Annotated in this window: 12 protein-coding genes; 8 read left to right on the top strand and 4 right to left on the bottom strand. The window is 45.7% G+C overall.

From position 1 onward, the window contains the following. A complete protein-coding gene (locus ACRD67_RS09545) occupies positions 1–891 on the bottom strand; it encodes a lysophospholipid acyltransferase family protein (protein WP_430966908.1) in 891 nt (296 codons plus the stop codon). A gap of 60 nt (positions 892–951) precedes the next feature. On the opposite strand from ACRD67_RS09545, the gene ACRD67_RS09540 reads away from it, so the two are divergent. Both ACRD67_RS09540 and ACRD67_RS09535 read left to right on the top strand, forming a co-directional pair. Then, complete coding sequence (locus ACRD67_RS09540; protein WP_430966907.1) at positions 952–1,599, top strand: rhomboid family intramembrane serine protease; 648 nt, start codon at positions 952–954, stop codon at positions 1,597–1,599. A 162-nt stretch (positions 1,600–1,761) separates the two neighbouring features. Continuing rightward, on the top strand, positions 1,762–3,405 hold the full coding sequence (locus ACRD67_RS09535) for an LVIVD repeat-containing protein (protein WP_430966906.1): 1,644 nt from the start codon (positions 1,762–1,764) through the stop codon (positions 3,403–3,405). 91 nt (positions 3,406–3,496) lie between these two features. On the opposite strand, the gene ACRD67_RS09530 is transcribed toward ACRD67_RS09535, so the two are convergent. Together ACRD67_RS09530 and ACRD67_RS09525 are read right to left on the bottom strand one after the other, a co-directional pair. Continuing rightward, positions 3,497–4,609, bottom strand: a complete 1,113-nt coding sequence (locus ACRD67_RS09530; protein ID WP_430966905.1) for a redoxin domain-containing protein — start codon at positions 4,607–4,609, stop codon at positions 3,497–3,499. 97 nt (positions 4,610–4,706) lie between these two features. After that, positions 4,707–5,216, bottom strand: a complete 510-nt coding sequence (locus ACRD67_RS09525) for a hypothetical protein (RefSeq protein ID WP_430966904.1) — start codon at positions 5,214–5,216, stop codon at positions 4,707–4,709. Positions 5,217–5,307: 91 nt separating this feature from the next. Between ACRD67_RS09525 and ACRD67_RS09520 the strand changes: the two genes are divergently transcribed. The 6 genes from ACRD67_RS09520 (at position 5,308) to ACRD67_RS09495 (ending at position 13,825) form a co-directional block, all read left to right on the top strand. After that, positions 5,308–8,226, top strand: a complete 2,919-nt coding sequence (locus ACRD67_RS09520) for an FAD-binding and (Fe-S)-binding domain-containing protein (RefSeq protein WP_430966903.1) — start codon at positions 5,308–5,310, stop codon at positions 8,224–8,226. 112 nt (positions 8,227–8,338) lie between these two features. Beyond that, on the top strand, positions 8,339–9,403 hold the full coding sequence (gene aroC, locus ACRD67_RS09515; protein WP_430966902.1) for a chorismate synthase: 1,065 nt from the start codon (positions 8,339–8,341) through the stop codon (positions 9,401–9,403). Positions 9,404–9,459: 56 nt separating this feature from the next. Beyond that, entirely contained in the window at positions 9,460–10,785 is a 1,326-nt protein-coding gene (locus tag ACRD67_RS09510; protein WP_430966901.1) for a dicarboxylate/amino acid:cation symporter, read from the top strand. A 19-nt stretch (positions 10,786–10,804) separates the two neighbouring features. After that, complete coding sequence (gene gshB, locus ACRD67_RS09505) at positions 10,805–11,836, top strand: glutathione synthase (protein WP_430966900.1); 1,032 nt, start codon at positions 10,805–10,807, stop codon at positions 11,834–11,836. After that, the gene (locus ACRD67_RS09500; protein WP_430966899.1) at positions 11,829–12,656 is read left to right on the top strand and encodes an N-formylglutamate amidohydrolase; all 828 of its coding nucleotides are present in this window, start codon (positions 11,829–11,831) and stop codon (positions 12,654–12,656) included. The genes gshB and ACRD67_RS09500 overlap by 8 nt, the downstream gene beginning before the upstream one ends. After that, positions 12,653–13,825, top strand: a complete 1,173-nt coding sequence (locus tag ACRD67_RS09495; RefSeq protein ID WP_430966898.1) for a peptidase MATCAP family protein — start codon at positions 12,653–12,655, stop codon at positions 13,823–13,825. The genes ACRD67_RS09500 and ACRD67_RS09495 overlap by 4 nt, the downstream gene beginning before the upstream one ends. Positions 13,826–13,879: 54 nt before the next feature. On the opposite strand, the gene ACRD67_RS09490 is transcribed toward ACRD67_RS09495, so the two are convergent. Further along, entirely contained in the window at positions 13,880–14,758 is an 879-nt protein-coding gene (locus tag ACRD67_RS09490) for a hypothetical protein (RefSeq protein WP_430966897.1), read from the bottom strand. Positions 14,759–14,901 lie beyond the last annotated feature (143 nt).

Raw genomic sequence — 14,901 nt, 5'->3', positions numbered from 1 at the left:
TCATTTGAGCATTTCCTCAGGGACCTTGTGTCGGTGTTTCCATCTTCGGTGGGTCCACAAATAATACTCCGGTTTTTCCCTAATCTGCTTTTCGGCCTCTTCCAAAAAACGGTCCGTAATGCTGTTTTCGTCCGTTTGGCCTCCCGCCGTAGTAATGGGGATAAACTCGGCCTCATAAAATCCCCGCTTTACCTTGGAAACCTTTAAAAAAACCACTGCAAGATCTAACTTCCTGGCCAACACCTCCATCCCGGTATGCACGGGTACCGTAATACCCATAAAAGAACCCCAATACCTGGCTTCGGACATCATGGGCGATTGATCACTAACCATGCCGTATACGGATCTTATTCCTTGTTGTTCATTCCGTATCACGGTCTTTACGGTTTCTTTTTGAGTGATGAGCGTAGCATTCCATTTGGCCCTGATCCGTTTGACCAACGCATCGAAATATTTGTTTTGAATCTTTTGGTAGACCGCATAACCCTTCGACTCAAAATAATTGTTAACGCAAACATTCCACTCCCAATTGGCGTAGTGGGTGATGGGCACGATGCAACTTTTTTCCTTTTCAATTTCCCGTAGCACCTCAATATTCATGATTTTGAACCGTTTCTCCATGGTTTGTTTGGTCATGCCCATGGTTTTGATCATTTCAAGGAAAACATCGCACATGTGCGCGTAGAATTTACGGCGGATCTGCATTATTTCCTCTTCGCTTTTTTCTGGAAAAACGAGTTGTAGGTTTTCCAAGACCACTTTCTTGCGGTACCCAAATACGGTATACACCAAAAAGAAGGCAAAATCCGAAAAAAGGTAAAAAAGGCTAAACGGAAGTACGGAGATAAGCCAAAGAAATGGGTATGCCAAAATATAGACCAATAGCTGCATTTGTGTGCGGGAAAGTTTTGGCAAATATAGCTATATTTGACACCAAACCTCAGGAAAAACATGGATTTGCATATTGCCACGATTGCCATCATTGCTGCCAATGTCCTAGTGTCCTTAAGGGGATTTAGGGACGGCATTTTTTTTGAGCGCTATAAGTTTGGAATCGGTGCGATACAGGCAGGACAAAAAGAACGTATGTTCACTTCCGGCTTTCTCCACGTGGATATTTCCCACCTTTTTTTCAACATGTTCACACTCTACTTTTTCGCAGATGTGGTCATTAACTGGTTTGGTCCGTCCAAGTTCATCATTATTTACGTGATCAGCCTCGTAGCGGGAAGCCTGTTGGCCTTGTTTTTTCATAAAAAGGAACCCTATTACAGCGCCGTTGGTGCCAGTGGGGCCGTGACCGGAATTTTGTATGCAGCCATTCTTCTGCAACCGGATATGCAACTGGGCCTTATGTTCATCCCTATTCCCTTACCCGCCTACGTGTTGGGTATCGCCTACTTGCTCTATTCCATATACGGTATGAAGAGCAGATTGGGCAATATAGGGCATACCGCGCACTTTGGGGGCGCCATAGGGGGCTATGTGACCACATTGCTCTTTAAGCCCGGACTTATAGAAAGCGATACCATCATGGTGGTGCTGTTGGCCATTCCCATCCTGATTCTTTTTGTCCTAGAGAAAATGGGGAAAATCTGATCAGGCCTTGGACAAAGGCGCAGTTTCAGCCCCATATTGAGGCATACATACACCATATTACGCAATTCATCGAAAAATCCGTAGGAAAATATACCTTTTCCCCGCTTTCGGCGTTTACGTAGGACCCAAATCTTAACTAGAGTATTGTTAAACCTACTTACAATGAAACGAATTCCCCAACTATTTTTAGCAGCTACAGTGCTATTTACTTCCTGTAGCGACGAAACTACCGTCTTTAAGGATGATCTTCAGGATGATGTAATTGTAGAAAGCAACGAAGCCGAATTGGAAGGCAGCATTAGCTATGACAAATCGGGTGTCCTTGAGATTTTCGATGAAGACGCCTTGACCAATAAGGGCGGCCTTACCAACAAGGCCGATATCGCAGGGGACTATCCCCTAACTTTGGTAGCCCAAGTGAACCCCCCAACCTATCGTGGCAGAGGGGGCCTAACTGCCTCCCATGTAGATGTAGAGGGCAACTATGCCTATGTGTCCTACAACGAAGTGGAGGATGGTTATTTTGGAGCTGTTGAAATCATAAACATCAGTGACCCCAATAGTCCAAGGGTTACCTCGCGTCTGATCTATCTCAATGCGGATCTCAATTCCGTGGAGTACGAGAATGGATTTGTATATGTAGCAGGAGGCGTCAATTCAGAGACATCCGCGTTGGCCACATCCAACTCTTTTGTGGGCAAAATTGCGGTCTCCAACGGAAGATTTAACACAGGAGGAGGTATTACCTATGGCTTTCAGCAGGGATTCAACGCCAATGATGTGGCCGTAGATGGCCAAAGGGTCCTGACGACCAGTGGTAAGGACGGATCTTTGACCGTTTATAACCAATCGGATCTGGCCATACAGGAAGAAGTACCCTATGACGACCTAAGATCCTTGGCTTTGGACCAAGGGAATATAGCTTTATTGAACGCTAGTACGGGACTGGTCATTTTAGATGCCAGTTATCAAGTAATCAAAGAAATTCCTATCGATACCGATTTTGGTCTTGCTACGAAAAAATCCATTGATTTTTCCGGGGATAAGATTGTGGTTTCCGAGGGAGGCAAAGGTGCCGGTGTGTACAGCCTTTCATCGGGAAGCTTGGTGGAGTATATTCCCATTTTGATCGATCCGGCCGGTGTGGCCGAGTCGGATATCGTGACCAATGCGGTCGCCACCAACGAAGAGATGATTCTTATGGCCAATGGCGGTGCCGGACTTTGCTTGTCCGAGGACAATGGCAACAACGCGGACCTTGTGGGTATTATTGAATTGGAGGGCTCCATAAACTATGTGGCTTCCAAAGATGATTATCTATTTGCGGCTTCCGGGAGGGAAGGTTTACAAATCATAAAATTAAACAGACCTTCTGAAAGTCTGGCCGCCCGTTGTGCTTCCCTGCCCGCTTATAGTGGTAGTTCTACACTTAACGTAAGCCAAGGTCAGACTTTGGAATACCGAGGAGCCAAAAGATTCAAAAACCTGAATGTAGCTGGATCCCTTTTGCTTTGCGGTTCTTGGACCGTAATCAACAATGTAGGCCTGGATACCGATGCACTTTTTGAAATGAACGGTACTTTTGTAGTGGGAAGGAACAATAGGAGGAGAGATGTTACGGTGGAAAGCGGAGCTACTTTTCGAGTAGAGGGTAACCTTATTATTTATGGCGATCTTATCCTGAACGATGGGGCAACCCTGGAGTTCATCGGGGAAAACTCGGTCGTAAACATTTTTGGGTCTGTCCAAAGAAATGGTTCAAGTACTGTAAGCGGCACCTTCAATGACGTAAGGAACAAGTTCTAATACCTTAAGCAAGTCAGTCAAAATAAATACAAAAAAAGCCCTGAACCAGTACGTTCAGGGCTTTTTGTATGTGTTCAATGGTGGTTATAAGCTATTGTAACATGGAAGCAATCTGGGTCTCCAAATCATTTCCTCGAAGGTTTTTTGCAACGATTACGCCATTTTCGTCCAAGATAAAAGTGGCCGGAATAGCATTTACCCCATAAAGTTGTGCAATCTCGTCAAAATAATCCACGTTGGAGACATGGTTCCATACCAGGCCGTCGTCCAAAATCGCCTGTTTCCAGTCCTCTGCTTTTTTGTCCAGGGATACGCTTAAAATATTTAGGCCTTTTTCATGGTATTTGTGATATACCTTTACCACATTGGGATTTTCTATACGACAGGGTTTGCACCATGCGGCCCAAAAATCAACGATGGTCACCTTCCCCAATACATCGTGTAAGGCCAGCTCTTCACCGGTAGGTGTAGGGGCCGAAAAATTGGGCGCCTTGGACCCCACGGACGTACTTTTCTTTTTGTCCAGTTTTTCCTTAATTCCCTTGCCAACCTTGGTTGCCTTAATTTCTGGGCTTAGGGCCTCGTACATTTGTTGTACCTCATCCTCTGACAAGGCATTTGTGGTAAGCACTTTGTCAATGATCAGGGCCGATATCAAAGCATTCGGGTTGTTTTTTACATAATCGAGCTCAAAACTTTTGGCTTCCTCTTGAAGTTCAAAGTATTCCTCTCTCAAAGATGCCATCGTAGCCTCATCCCTTGGTGTAGCACTGGCAGCCCTCCTCATATCCTCGTTCATAGACATTGCCTTGAGCGATATTTCCCGGGAATTTTTGAGAAAATCTGCAAACAGATCGTTCTGCAGCGTGCCTTTTATTTTGGCAAGGCCCAAACTGTCCTTTTGTGCCTTTAATTCTATTTCCCCATTTTCAACGATAAATGGGATGTTGCCTCGTATCTTATCTATAAAAATATAATGCAGCTCGGGAATATCGGATTCTCCCTGGAAAAGAAATTTACCCTCCTCTACCGTGGTAGTGTCCACGTCTATGGGTTGGTTTTTTTCATCGGTCTTCTTTAGAAAGATCTTGGTTCCATTTTCCAAATCGCCCCTTATGGTGCCTTCAACGATGAAGCCATTAGGGTTGTCATTGCAGGCGGCCACGGCGGCTAAAGCGCAGAGCGCCACTACTATTTTTTTCATGGAAATGTTATTTTGCTCGGCAAAGGTACTTATATAGCGCATATAAAAAAAGCCCTTAACACTATGTTAGGGCTTTTGATTGGTATGTTATGCTAGCTTAAAACTGGTATCGAATGCCCAACGCGATGTCAAAATCAAAACTGTCATCAAAATCATCGTAGCCGATAAGACCAATTTCTGGCCTAAAATCGAGCGAAATTAAAAGGGGAATATCAAAATTATATTCTATTCCAATATCGCCGGCGGCAAAGATAAAAAGTCCCCCATCTGGGGTAAAGGGCTGATTATTGTTGTTAAGTCGGGATTCGAAATCCACATTTCCTAGTCCGCCCCCTATGCCGTAATACCAGTTAAAATCACCATCAATGGAATGTACCCATTGATAGACTCCGGTCAGTTTAAAGGCATCAAACTCGCGACTATCGCGCCATCCGAGGTCAATTTCCAACCGATTGTAGCGTGCAATTGATTTTTGATAAGAAATTTCGGCCCCGAAGCCATCGCTATCACCTAACCGAAGTCCCAGTGCATGTTCCGATATTTCCTGGGCACTAACAGATAGGCAGCCAAAAAAAAGAATAGGGATTACTGCTTTAAAAATTTTCATAAGATGTGTGTTTATATAAAGTTTAAAATTCGTGGTGCATGGTTGTGTTCAGTTAATAAAAACTTATTTTAGTGCCCAAAATTGTTCCAGCTTGGATAAAAATTTTCTCAAAGTCCTGCAAGCCAGCCTCGACGGGGAGTTGCATACAGACGAACTCACCAAGGCCCTTTACGCCACAGACGCTTCGGTGTACCGAAAACGCCCAATGGCAGTGGCCTATCCAAAAGGAGTAGCGGACCTGAAAAAACTCATTTCGTTTGCCAGGGAAAATAAACTGGGCCTAATACCACGCACCGCAGGTACATCCTTGGCCGGACAATGTGTGGGGGATGGAATTGTAGTGGATGTTTCCCGACATTTCACCAAGATTTTACACTTGGATACGGATAAAAAGCAGATTAGCGTGCAACCAGGTGTGGTCCGAGATGAGCTGAACCAATATCTTGCCCCCCACGGTCTTTTCTTTGGTCCCAATACCTCTACCTCCAACCGGTGCATGATCGGGGGTATGGTTGGCAACAATTCTTCAGGGACCACGTCCATACAATACGGTGTAACCAGGGACAAGGTCGTGGCCTTAAAAGCATTGCTCTCCGACAGTAGCGAAGCTACCTTTGAGGCACTTTCCGAAGCCGGTTTCCATGCGAAAAGAAAGCAGGAATCACTTGAAGGAAAAATTTATGAAAACATATTTAAAGAATTATCTTCCATAGAAATAAGGGAAGAAATAATAAATAATTTTCCCAAAGCTGAAATTCATAGACGGAATACCGGCTATGCCATGGATGAATTGTTAAAGAACATGCTTTTTGGGGACTCCCAAGGAGATATCAATCTGTGCAAATTATTGAGCGGCAGCGAGGGTACCTTGGCCTTTACCACAGAAATAACACTGCAATTGGATGATAGTCCTCCTCCTTTTTCCGCCATGGTGGTCACACATTATAAGCGGCTCGAGGATTGCCTCGCCGATGTAGTCCCCGTAATGGGCCATGCACTCCATCTCTGTGAAATGATGGACAAAGTGATCTTGGACTGTACCAAGAACAACCGCACCCAATTCGCCAACCGCTTTTTTGTTGAGGGTGATCCAGAGGCACTGCTTATGCTGGAGCTTAGGGCCAGTTCCGAGGATGCCCTTGAGGTGGCTTTAAAGGAGTTGTTGGACACTATAGCGACTTCGGGCTTAAGTTATGCCCATCCGGTCCTTAGGCATGGGGACATCCCTAAGGCCATTGAACTGCGAAAGGCGGGTTTGGGCTTATTAGGGAATATGGTAGGCGACCGTAAGGCCGTAGCGTGTATTGAGGACACCGCCGTGGCCCTGGAAGATCTCAAGGATTTTATTGGGGAGTTTTCCGCGATTATGAAGGGATATAAGCAGGAAGCGGTCTATTATGCCCATGCCGGAGCAGGGGAACTACACCTTAGGCCCATTCTTAATCTAAAAAAATCCGAGGATGTGGCCTTGTTTCGGTCCATTACCACCGATGTGGCCCATCTGACCAAAAAGTACAGGGGGTCTTTTAGTGGGGAACATGGCGATGGGATTGTCCGTGCGGAATTCATACCTACGATGATCGGCGAAAAGAACTATCAACTCCTCAAGCGGATCAAATCGTATTTTGATCCTTATGGTATTTTTAATCCAGGAAAAATCGTAGACCCTTTCCCAATGGACGAGTCTCTGAGGTATGAGGTGGATCGGGAAGAGCCCAAGGTCGCTACTTTGATGGACTTTGGCGATAGCGAGGGGATTCTCAAGGCCGCGGAAAAATGCAATGGGAGTGGGGATTGCAGAAAAACGCATCACATGTCCGGGGCCATGTGCCCCAGTTATCATGCTACAAGGAACGAAAAGGACACCACAAGGGGTAGGGCCAATGCCTTGCGCGAGTTTCTTACCCAGCCGAACCAATCTGCCAATGCTTTTGACCATAAAGAACTAAAAGAGGTCTTTGATCTATGCCTAAGCTGTAAGGCTTGTGCGAGCGAGTGTCCCAGCAATGTGGATGTTGCCGCCTTAAAGGCCGAATTTTCGCATCAATATCAAGAAGCCAACGGGTACGGTTTTAGAAGTAAACTCTTTGCCCATAGTACCAGGTTAAACCGATTGGGCAGCAAAGTTTCCGCATTCACCAATGCGGTGTACCGTTCCGGATTATTGGGCAATCTGGTCAAAAGAACGTCGGGTGTAGCCTTGGAAAGACGCATGCCCGAAGTATCGAGTTTTAATTTCGATAAATACTTACAATTAATTAAGAACAAGGAGTTTAGCTACATTAAAAAAGTAGTACTATATATTGATGAGTTTACCCAATACCTCGATATCGATCAAGGCAAGGACGCCATAGTGGTTTTAACCAATTTGGGTTATGATGTACAGCTTTTTCAGGCCGAAAGTGGTCGCACCTATATTTCAAAGGGTTTTTTGAAGCAAGCCAAACGTTTGGCCCTGCGGAACATTGATCGTTTAAAGATTTTTGCGGAGAAGGGATACCCCATTATAGGTCTGGAACCTTCGGCAGTCCTCAGCTTTAGGGACGAGTACCGTAGATTTTCGGAAGACAAGGGAGTGGTTGATCTAATTGCGCAACACTCTTTTTTGATCGAAGAGTTTTTGGCCAGGGAAATAAGTGAGGGCAGGGTAAAGGCCGGTAGTTTTACTAAGGAACCCAAAAAAATTAAGGTGCACAACCATTGCCATCAAAAAGCTTTGTCCGATCAAAAGGTAACCTTTGATGTCTTGAACCTCCCGGAGAACTTTGAAGTTAGTATCATTAGTTCCGGTTGTTGCGGCATGGCGGGCTCCTTCGGGTATGAAAAGGAGCATTACAGTACGAGTATGCAAATTGGGGAACTGAAGCTGTTCCCATCGATTCGAAAATCAGGGGCAGCTACTTGTATCGCGGCCAACGGCACCAGTTGCAGGCATCAAATCTACGATGGAACAGGCAGAACGGCCGAGCACCCTATAAGTATTCTTAGAAAGGCATTGATCGTTCAGTAAATCGTCTTTCCCTTGGATGGGATACTACGAGCTTTGTTGGCGCAACATTGCTGTAAGAACAAATTTTGGTTTTGCCCAATTTAGATATACCTTTGGAACGAAATCATACTCTATGGCGGGCAATACTTTCGGAAACCTATTTAAACTTACTACTTTCGGGGAATCACATGGGGCCGCAATTGGCGGGGTGCTTGATGGCTGCCCATCAGGAATGTCCCTGGATTTGGAAGCAGTGCAACGCGAATTGAACCGTAGAAAACCGGGGCAGTCAGACATTGTGACCCAACGCAAGGAGCCGGATACCGTGGTCTTTTATTCCGGGATATTTGAAGGAAAGACCACCGGTACACCCATCGGTTTTGCCATCCACAATACCAATCAGAAATCCAAGGATTACACGCATATCAAGGACTCTTATAGGCCTTCCCATGCGGACTATGTGTATGATCAAAAATATGGCTTTCGGGATTATCGCGGCGGTGGGCGAAGTTCTGCAAGGGAAACGGCTAGTAGGGTAGTGGCCGGGGCCATAGCCAAACAGTTTCTGGCTCCTGTACAGATTCATGCCTATGTGTCCCAAGTAGGCTCCATGAAATTGGATAAACCCTATCAGGAATTGGATTTTTCTCTTATCGAATCCAATGCAGTGCGCTGTCCGGACCCAGGGATGGCTCAAAAAATGATCGAATATATCAAGGCGATACGTAAAGAGGGCGATACCATTGGTGGCATCATCAGCTGTGTCATCCAAAATGTACCAATTGGTCTTGGAGAACCGGTCTTTGACAAATTACATGCCGAATTGGGCAGGGCAATGCTATCCATAAACGCGGTAAAGGGCTTTGAATATGGCAGTGGCTTTGGCGGTGTGGTGATGAAGGGCAGCCAACACAATGACGCTTACAATACCGATGGCACAACGCAGACGAATTTAAGCGGTGGTGTGCAAGGCGGCATCAGCAACGGGATGGATATTTACTTCAATGTGGCCTTTAAACCCGTGGCCACCATCATCCAGCCCTATGAGACCATCAACAAGGAGGGGAAAAAAATCACCACCAAGGGCAAGGGAAGGCACGACCCCTGTGTTGTCCCACGGGCGGTGCCCATTGTAGAGGCCATGGCAGCCTTGGTTTTGGCCGATTATTCCCTGCTTTCCCGTACCAACAAAATATAAATTTGTCCCTAGGGTTTTCGGTTCAAAATAGTATCTTACCGCCCTAAAACAACGATATGCGTAAAATTGAATTGCACTGGCAAATTCTCATTGGGATGATAGTTGGTATTGTTTTTGGTTTCGGAATGACCTATCTCTCCTGGGGGAAAGGTTTTATAGCAGACTGGGTACAACCCTTTGGAACCATCTTTGTAAAACTCCTGAAACTGATCGCCATTCCCTTGATTATTGCCTCCCTGGTAAAGGGAATCTCCGACCTAAAGGACATTTCCAAATTTAGGAATATTGGTCTGCGGACCATTGGCATCTACGTGGGGACTACCGTGGTGGCCATTAGTGTCGGATTACTGCTGGTGAATCTTTTTCAGCCTGGCGAGGGTATTTCGGAAGCGACGATTACGAAATTGACCGATACCTATGCCTCAGATAGCGGGGTAACTTCCAAAATCGAAGAGGCCACCCGGCAAAAAGATAGTGGTCCTCTCAATTTTTTGGTAGATATGGTTCCTGATAATGCCCTTGCAGCTATGAGCAACAACAGTTTGATGCTTCAGGTAATCTTTTTTACCATTTTTCTTGGCATATCCATGTTGCTCATCGGGGAGGAGCGTGCAAAACCTCTGAAACAGTTTTTTGACGCCCTCAATGACGTAGTGTTGAAAATGGTGGACCTTATCATGTTAACTGCGCCTTTTGCGGTCTTTGCGCTTTTGGCGGGCGTTGTGGCCTCTTCGAGCGACCCGGAACTGCTCTTGGCCTTGTTAAAATATGCAGGAGTGGTGGTGCTGGGCCTTTTTCTGATGATTGTATTCTACGCCATTGTGGTTTCCGTTTTTACCAAGAAAAACCCATTCTGGTTCCTTAAGGAAATCAGTCCGGCCCAATTGTTGGCCTTTTCCACTAGTTCCAGTGCGGCTACCTTGCCGGTAACCATGGAAAGGGTAGAGGAGCATATAGGAGTAGACAAGGAAGTGTCCAGTTTTGTGCTACCGGTCGGAGCCACGATCAATATGGATGGCACGAGTTTATACCAAGGTGTGGCGGCAGTGTTCATCGCACAGGCGCTGGCTTTTGACCTCACTTTGGCCGACCAGTTGACCATAGTGCTTACCGCTTTGTTGGCCTCTATTGGTTCAGCGGCGGTTCCCGGTGCGGGTATGGTTATGCTGGTCATTGTGCTGGAGTCCATCGGGTTTCCTGCGGACAAGTTGGCCATAGGGTTGGCCTTGATCTTTGCAGTAGACCGACCTTTGGATATGTGCCGAACCGTAGTGAACATTACCGGGGATGCCACGGTATCGATGGCCGTGGCCAAATCCGTCGGGAAACTGGGTCAGCCCAAGGTAAAGGAATGGGACGACCATTTGGAAGAAGTAAAGTAGAACCTTAAAAACACTAAAAATGAACATCTGTTTTTTAATGTACCCCTGGGAGGAGGTAGACCCAGAGAACGATACCAGTCTGGCGCTCATCCATGAGTGTGTGAAACGCAATCATGGCGTGGCCCTTTGTGCACCCGCCAACCTTACCATCCGGAACAGCGTCACCAACGCTTTCTGTACCGTAATCAACAGAATGGATAAGGTATCGAGCAACCTGAAGACGTTTTACAAACAGGCCACCTTACGGGAGGAAATGTTGCCCTTGGCAGGGTTCGATGTGATTTTTATGCGTGCCAATCCGCCCCTGGATCCCATAATGCTCAATTTTTTGGATTCGGTAAAGGACGATGTCTTTATCGTAAACTCCCTGCAGGGGCTTCGGGAGGCCAATAACAAGCTCTATACGGCAGCATTTGGGGACTCCCATAGCAACATTATTCCGGTGACCCATGTCTCTAAGAATAAAAATTATTTAGTGCGGCAAATCAAGGAATCCGAAGCGGACAAAATGATCCTAAAACCCTTGAACGGCTTTGGGGGCTCTGGGGTTATCCTCATCGAAAAATCGGCCATGTCCAATATAAAATCCCTATTGGATTTTTATGTAACAAACTCAGATGGAAGCTCTAACTATGTTATACTTCAAGAATATATTGAAGGTGCGGATCAGGGCGATGTCCGTATCTTATTGCTCAATGGGGAACCCATTGGTGCCATGAAACGGGTTCCAGGGTCGGACGATCATCGCTCCAATGTTTCTGCAGGGGGATCGGTCGCGAAACATCAGCTCACCAAACCCGAAAAAGCGTTGTGCAAACAAATTGGGCCTAAACTAGTCAAAGACGGACTCTATTTTGTGGGGATAGATGTCATTGGAGGAAAATTGGTAGAGGTCAATGTGATGTCCCCTGGCGGAATCACCTACATGAACAAGGTATATAAGGCCAAACTACAGTGTAAGGTAATCGATTTTGTTGAAAGCAAGGTCTTGGACAATCTAAAAGCGTTTGACCGACGATCCCGCCTGCGAAGTGAAGTAGAGAATGCATAAACTTTCCATAAGCGATATTGTTTCCCGTATCCGCTCGGGCACACCGTTTGAGGCCGTGGCCGAGGATTATTCCTTTACGATCAAGATTGAGGAATATGCCCCGTATATTTGTGGGGCCGTACATGACGGGCACCAGTTTAGGAAGTCGTTATGGGAACCGTGCTTGCATACCGAATACGAACGTTGGTACGAGGAAGACCCCTGTACCAAGGAAATGGTACAGACGCATCCCATTGTAATCGCTGGCTGTGATAGCAGGTTCGAATATGATCTGAACCGTGCCCCGGAAACGGCCATTTACACGGATGCATGGGGCAAACAACTTTGGAAACGGCCCTTGACGGAAACAGAAAAGTCCCATAGTCTGCGGAAGCACCATGCCTTTTATGAAGTGGTGCACGCCTTGGTACACCAAATAGAATCGCGCTATGGCAAAGCCTTGGTGTTCGATATGCACAGTTATAATTGGAAACGTTGGGACCGGGAGGTACCCTGCTGGAATTTGGGGACCGCTAATATTGATAATGACCGGTTTGGGTCACAAGCAAGGGCCTGGAGCCAAAAATTGGGTGGTATGACGCTGCCCAATGGCATTGCCTCTACCTCCAAGATCAACGATACGTTTCAGGGCAATGGGCATTTCTTAAAATATATCACCCAAAACTTTAAGGATACGCTAGTTTTGGCGACAGAGATCGCAAAGGTATATTGCGATGAATATGAGGGGACGATTTATCCCGAGGTGGTACGCTCGGTGGAACAGCAACTTAAAGAATTGATACCTTTACAGGTGAAGGAATTTCAAAGGGATACACTATGATCAGGGAAGGGGAATTTCGGGATATAAAACGGGCAAATGCCGAACTCTTTGATATTGATGCCAACCTGGATCGCTTGGTAAAGCGCATAGAGCTGCTCAACTACGTGAATCCGTTGAACATTGAAAAAGAGAAACATCGGTTTTTTACTTCAAAATATAGTGAGGACCCCACCTTTAAATACCCCAAACTTAAGTTTGATCCCTACAAACTGCATCGATTGTTTTTTTCCCAACGTTTGGAGCGCATCGCGGACGAACAGATTAGAAAGCTGTACCAGGACATCATTTATTATTATGCCAACATGATCCAATGTATAGAAACCATTGGGGCCGATAAGAAGTTCTATTACAATTCCCTTAGGATCTATGGCACACCCACGGAGAAGGATGTGCACAATGCAAAGTTCATTCTGCATTATGAGGATGAGCCCATTACCGGTGATATGGAAAAGGTATTTAGCCCCGAAGAGGCAAAAGCCTATTTTGAAGACTTTGTAAAACAGTACGATTTTCCCTTGAACATCCGTTTCTCCACCAATATCGCCGCAGCCGCCATGGTAAGCAATTCTACCAGGACCTTGTTGATCAAAAAGAATACCCGGTTCAGCAAAAACCAATTGCTGACCTTGGCCCATCATGAAATAGGGGTGCATTTGGTCACCACCTACAATGGAATCTTGCAACCCTTAAAGATTTTCTCCAACGGCTTTCCAAAAAATGTGGAGACCCAGGAAGGTCTGGCCGTTTTTGGGGAGTACATGGGCGGTGCGTTAAGGCTGAAAAGACTCAAAGAATTGGCCTACAGGGTTTTAGCATCCGATAGTTTAATAAAAGGTTACGCTTTTTCGGACACCTTTGATTTAATCCATAATCAGTATAAACTCAATAGGGAGGATGCCTTCACCATCACCTTACGCGCACATCGGGGAGGTGGGTTTACAAAAGACCGACTTTATTTGAGCGGCCTGCGCAAAATATACAAACGGTACCTGCACGAAGAACCCATGGATACCCTGCTTACCGGTAAGGTCACACTGGAATATGAGGACATCATAAAGAAACTACGCTATTTGGGATTGGCCCAAAACATTACCCATAAGAACCACTCTTACGCCCAAAACCTGAATACGAACAAAACCCTCGATTTTATTTTGAATAATTTGAAATAAGAATGACAGCAAAACACTCGTTCTTACTGCCATTCCTACTTTTTTAAGGCAAAATTAAAGGTTGCCAGAGGCCAATACCTGATCCAAGACGTATTGCATGGCGGTTTTCCAGCCTTCCTGATGGGCATTTCCCAAAGGAGAACCGAAAGAGCGCTCGTCCGAAAACTTTGTCGAGTATTTTTCGGCCCCCTGATCTCCATACACGATTAGTTCGATGTCATAGCGCAGGCCAGATTCGGACGAAGCGGGTTCTGTCGTACTATCAAAAAAACCGGAATCCTTTTTCTCGGCCTTTGCGCTGCTCTCGTTTACCTCGACCATAACAATATATTCCGATTTTAAAATTTGCTGTAACCTGTCAATAGGTGTTTGTGACAATTGTCGAAATCCAACATTGGAGTCCACTAAGTTTTTTATAGTGGTCATCATGTCCTGTACGGTAATGGGCAGGGATTGGTTCTTTTGGGCCAAATAATCGGTTACAAATTGAGTCATCTGACTGGAAACGTCCTTGTCATAGGTACCGTTCTTGGTAAAACTCAACGGAATCACCGATAATTTGTTCTCTTCGTAACCCGGGCCTAGATAGATCTCTTCCTTAGGGATGGGCGTGGTAGTTTCCTTTTGTTGAACCGCATCGTTTGGAGCAAAGACCGTTATGGTTTCTTCGGCTTTTTGCCCAGCGGAGGATGTTCCAAAAGATTGTGTCCTGCCGCTTGAAAAGACAATCTTTTCCAGGTTTTGGGTTCCAATTTCGTTGATCAGGGTTTCGCCAGGGTAGGTAAAACTAATGGTTGAGGCTGTGACCTTGACCACTTTACCTTGAATAATCTCACCAGTTTTGGTGAATACAATGTCATTTTTGGCGGCATTTCCCTGGCCAAGGGCCCAAAGGGAAAATACCATTGCAATGGATAGAAATAGTGTTCTCATAGCACAGATTTAAATTTAGTAATTGAATGAATAACTTCTTGCACCCCGCATGGGGGTGTTCTTTTTAGATGCTTCCAAATAGGAAAGCAACAATGCTTCACGCGCATTGACACACCGTAAGGGTGCCAAGCAGTTGCAAAACG

The sequence above is a fragment of the Eudoraea algarum genome (genome assembly GCF_050589645.1).
In the GTDB taxonomy this organism is placed as follows: domain Bacteria; phylum Bacteroidota; class Bacteroidia; order Flavobacteriales; family Flavobacteriaceae; genus JBNGOQ01.
The sequence above is the reverse complement of the archived record's forward strand: the minus strand, read 5'-3'. Positions and strand labels throughout refer to the sequence as shown.

Excerpts from the sequence above, each read along its gene's own strand:
- ACRD67_RS09545 (WP_430966908.1), bottom strand. The coding sequence starts at position 891 with ATGCAGCTATTGGTCTATATTTTGGCATACCCATTTCTTTGGCTTATC.
- ACRD67_RS09540 (WP_430966907.1), top strand. The coding sequence starts at position 952 with ATGGATTTGCATATTGCCACGATTGCCATCATTGCTGCCAATGTCCTA.
- ACRD67_RS09535 (WP_430966906.1), top strand. The coding sequence starts at position 1,762 with ATGAAACGAATTCCCCAACTATTTTTAGCAGCTACAGTGCTATTTACT.
- ACRD67_RS09530 (WP_430966905.1), bottom strand. The coding sequence starts at position 4,609 with ATGAAAAAAATAGTAGTGGCGCTCTGCGCTTTAGCCGCCGTGGCCGCC.
- ACRD67_RS09525 (WP_430966904.1), bottom strand. The coding sequence starts at position 5,216 with ATGAAAATTTTTAAAGCAGTAATCCCTATTCTTTTTTTTGGCTGCCTA.
- aroC (WP_430966902.1), top strand. The coding sequence starts at position 8,339 with ATGGCGGGCAATACTTTCGGAAACCTATTTAAACTTACTACTTTCGGG.
- ACRD67_RS09510 (WP_430966901.1), top strand. The coding sequence starts at position 9,460 with ATGCGTAAAATTGAATTGCACTGGCAAATTCTCATTGGGATGATAGTT.
- gshB (WP_430966900.1), top strand. The coding sequence starts at position 10,805 with ATGAACATCTGTTTTTTAATGTACCCCTGGGAGGAGGTAGACCCAGAG.
- ACRD67_RS09500 (WP_430966899.1), top strand. The coding sequence starts at position 11,829 with ATGCATAAACTTTCCATAAGCGATATTGTTTCCCGTATCCGCTCGGGC.
- ACRD67_RS09495 (WP_430966898.1), top strand. The coding sequence starts at position 12,653 with ATGATCAGGGAAGGGGAATTTCGGGATATAAAACGGGCAAATGCCGAA.
- ACRD67_RS09490 (WP_430966897.1), bottom strand. The coding sequence starts at position 14,758 with ATGAGAACACTATTTCTATCCATTGCAATGGTATTTTCCCTTTGGGCC.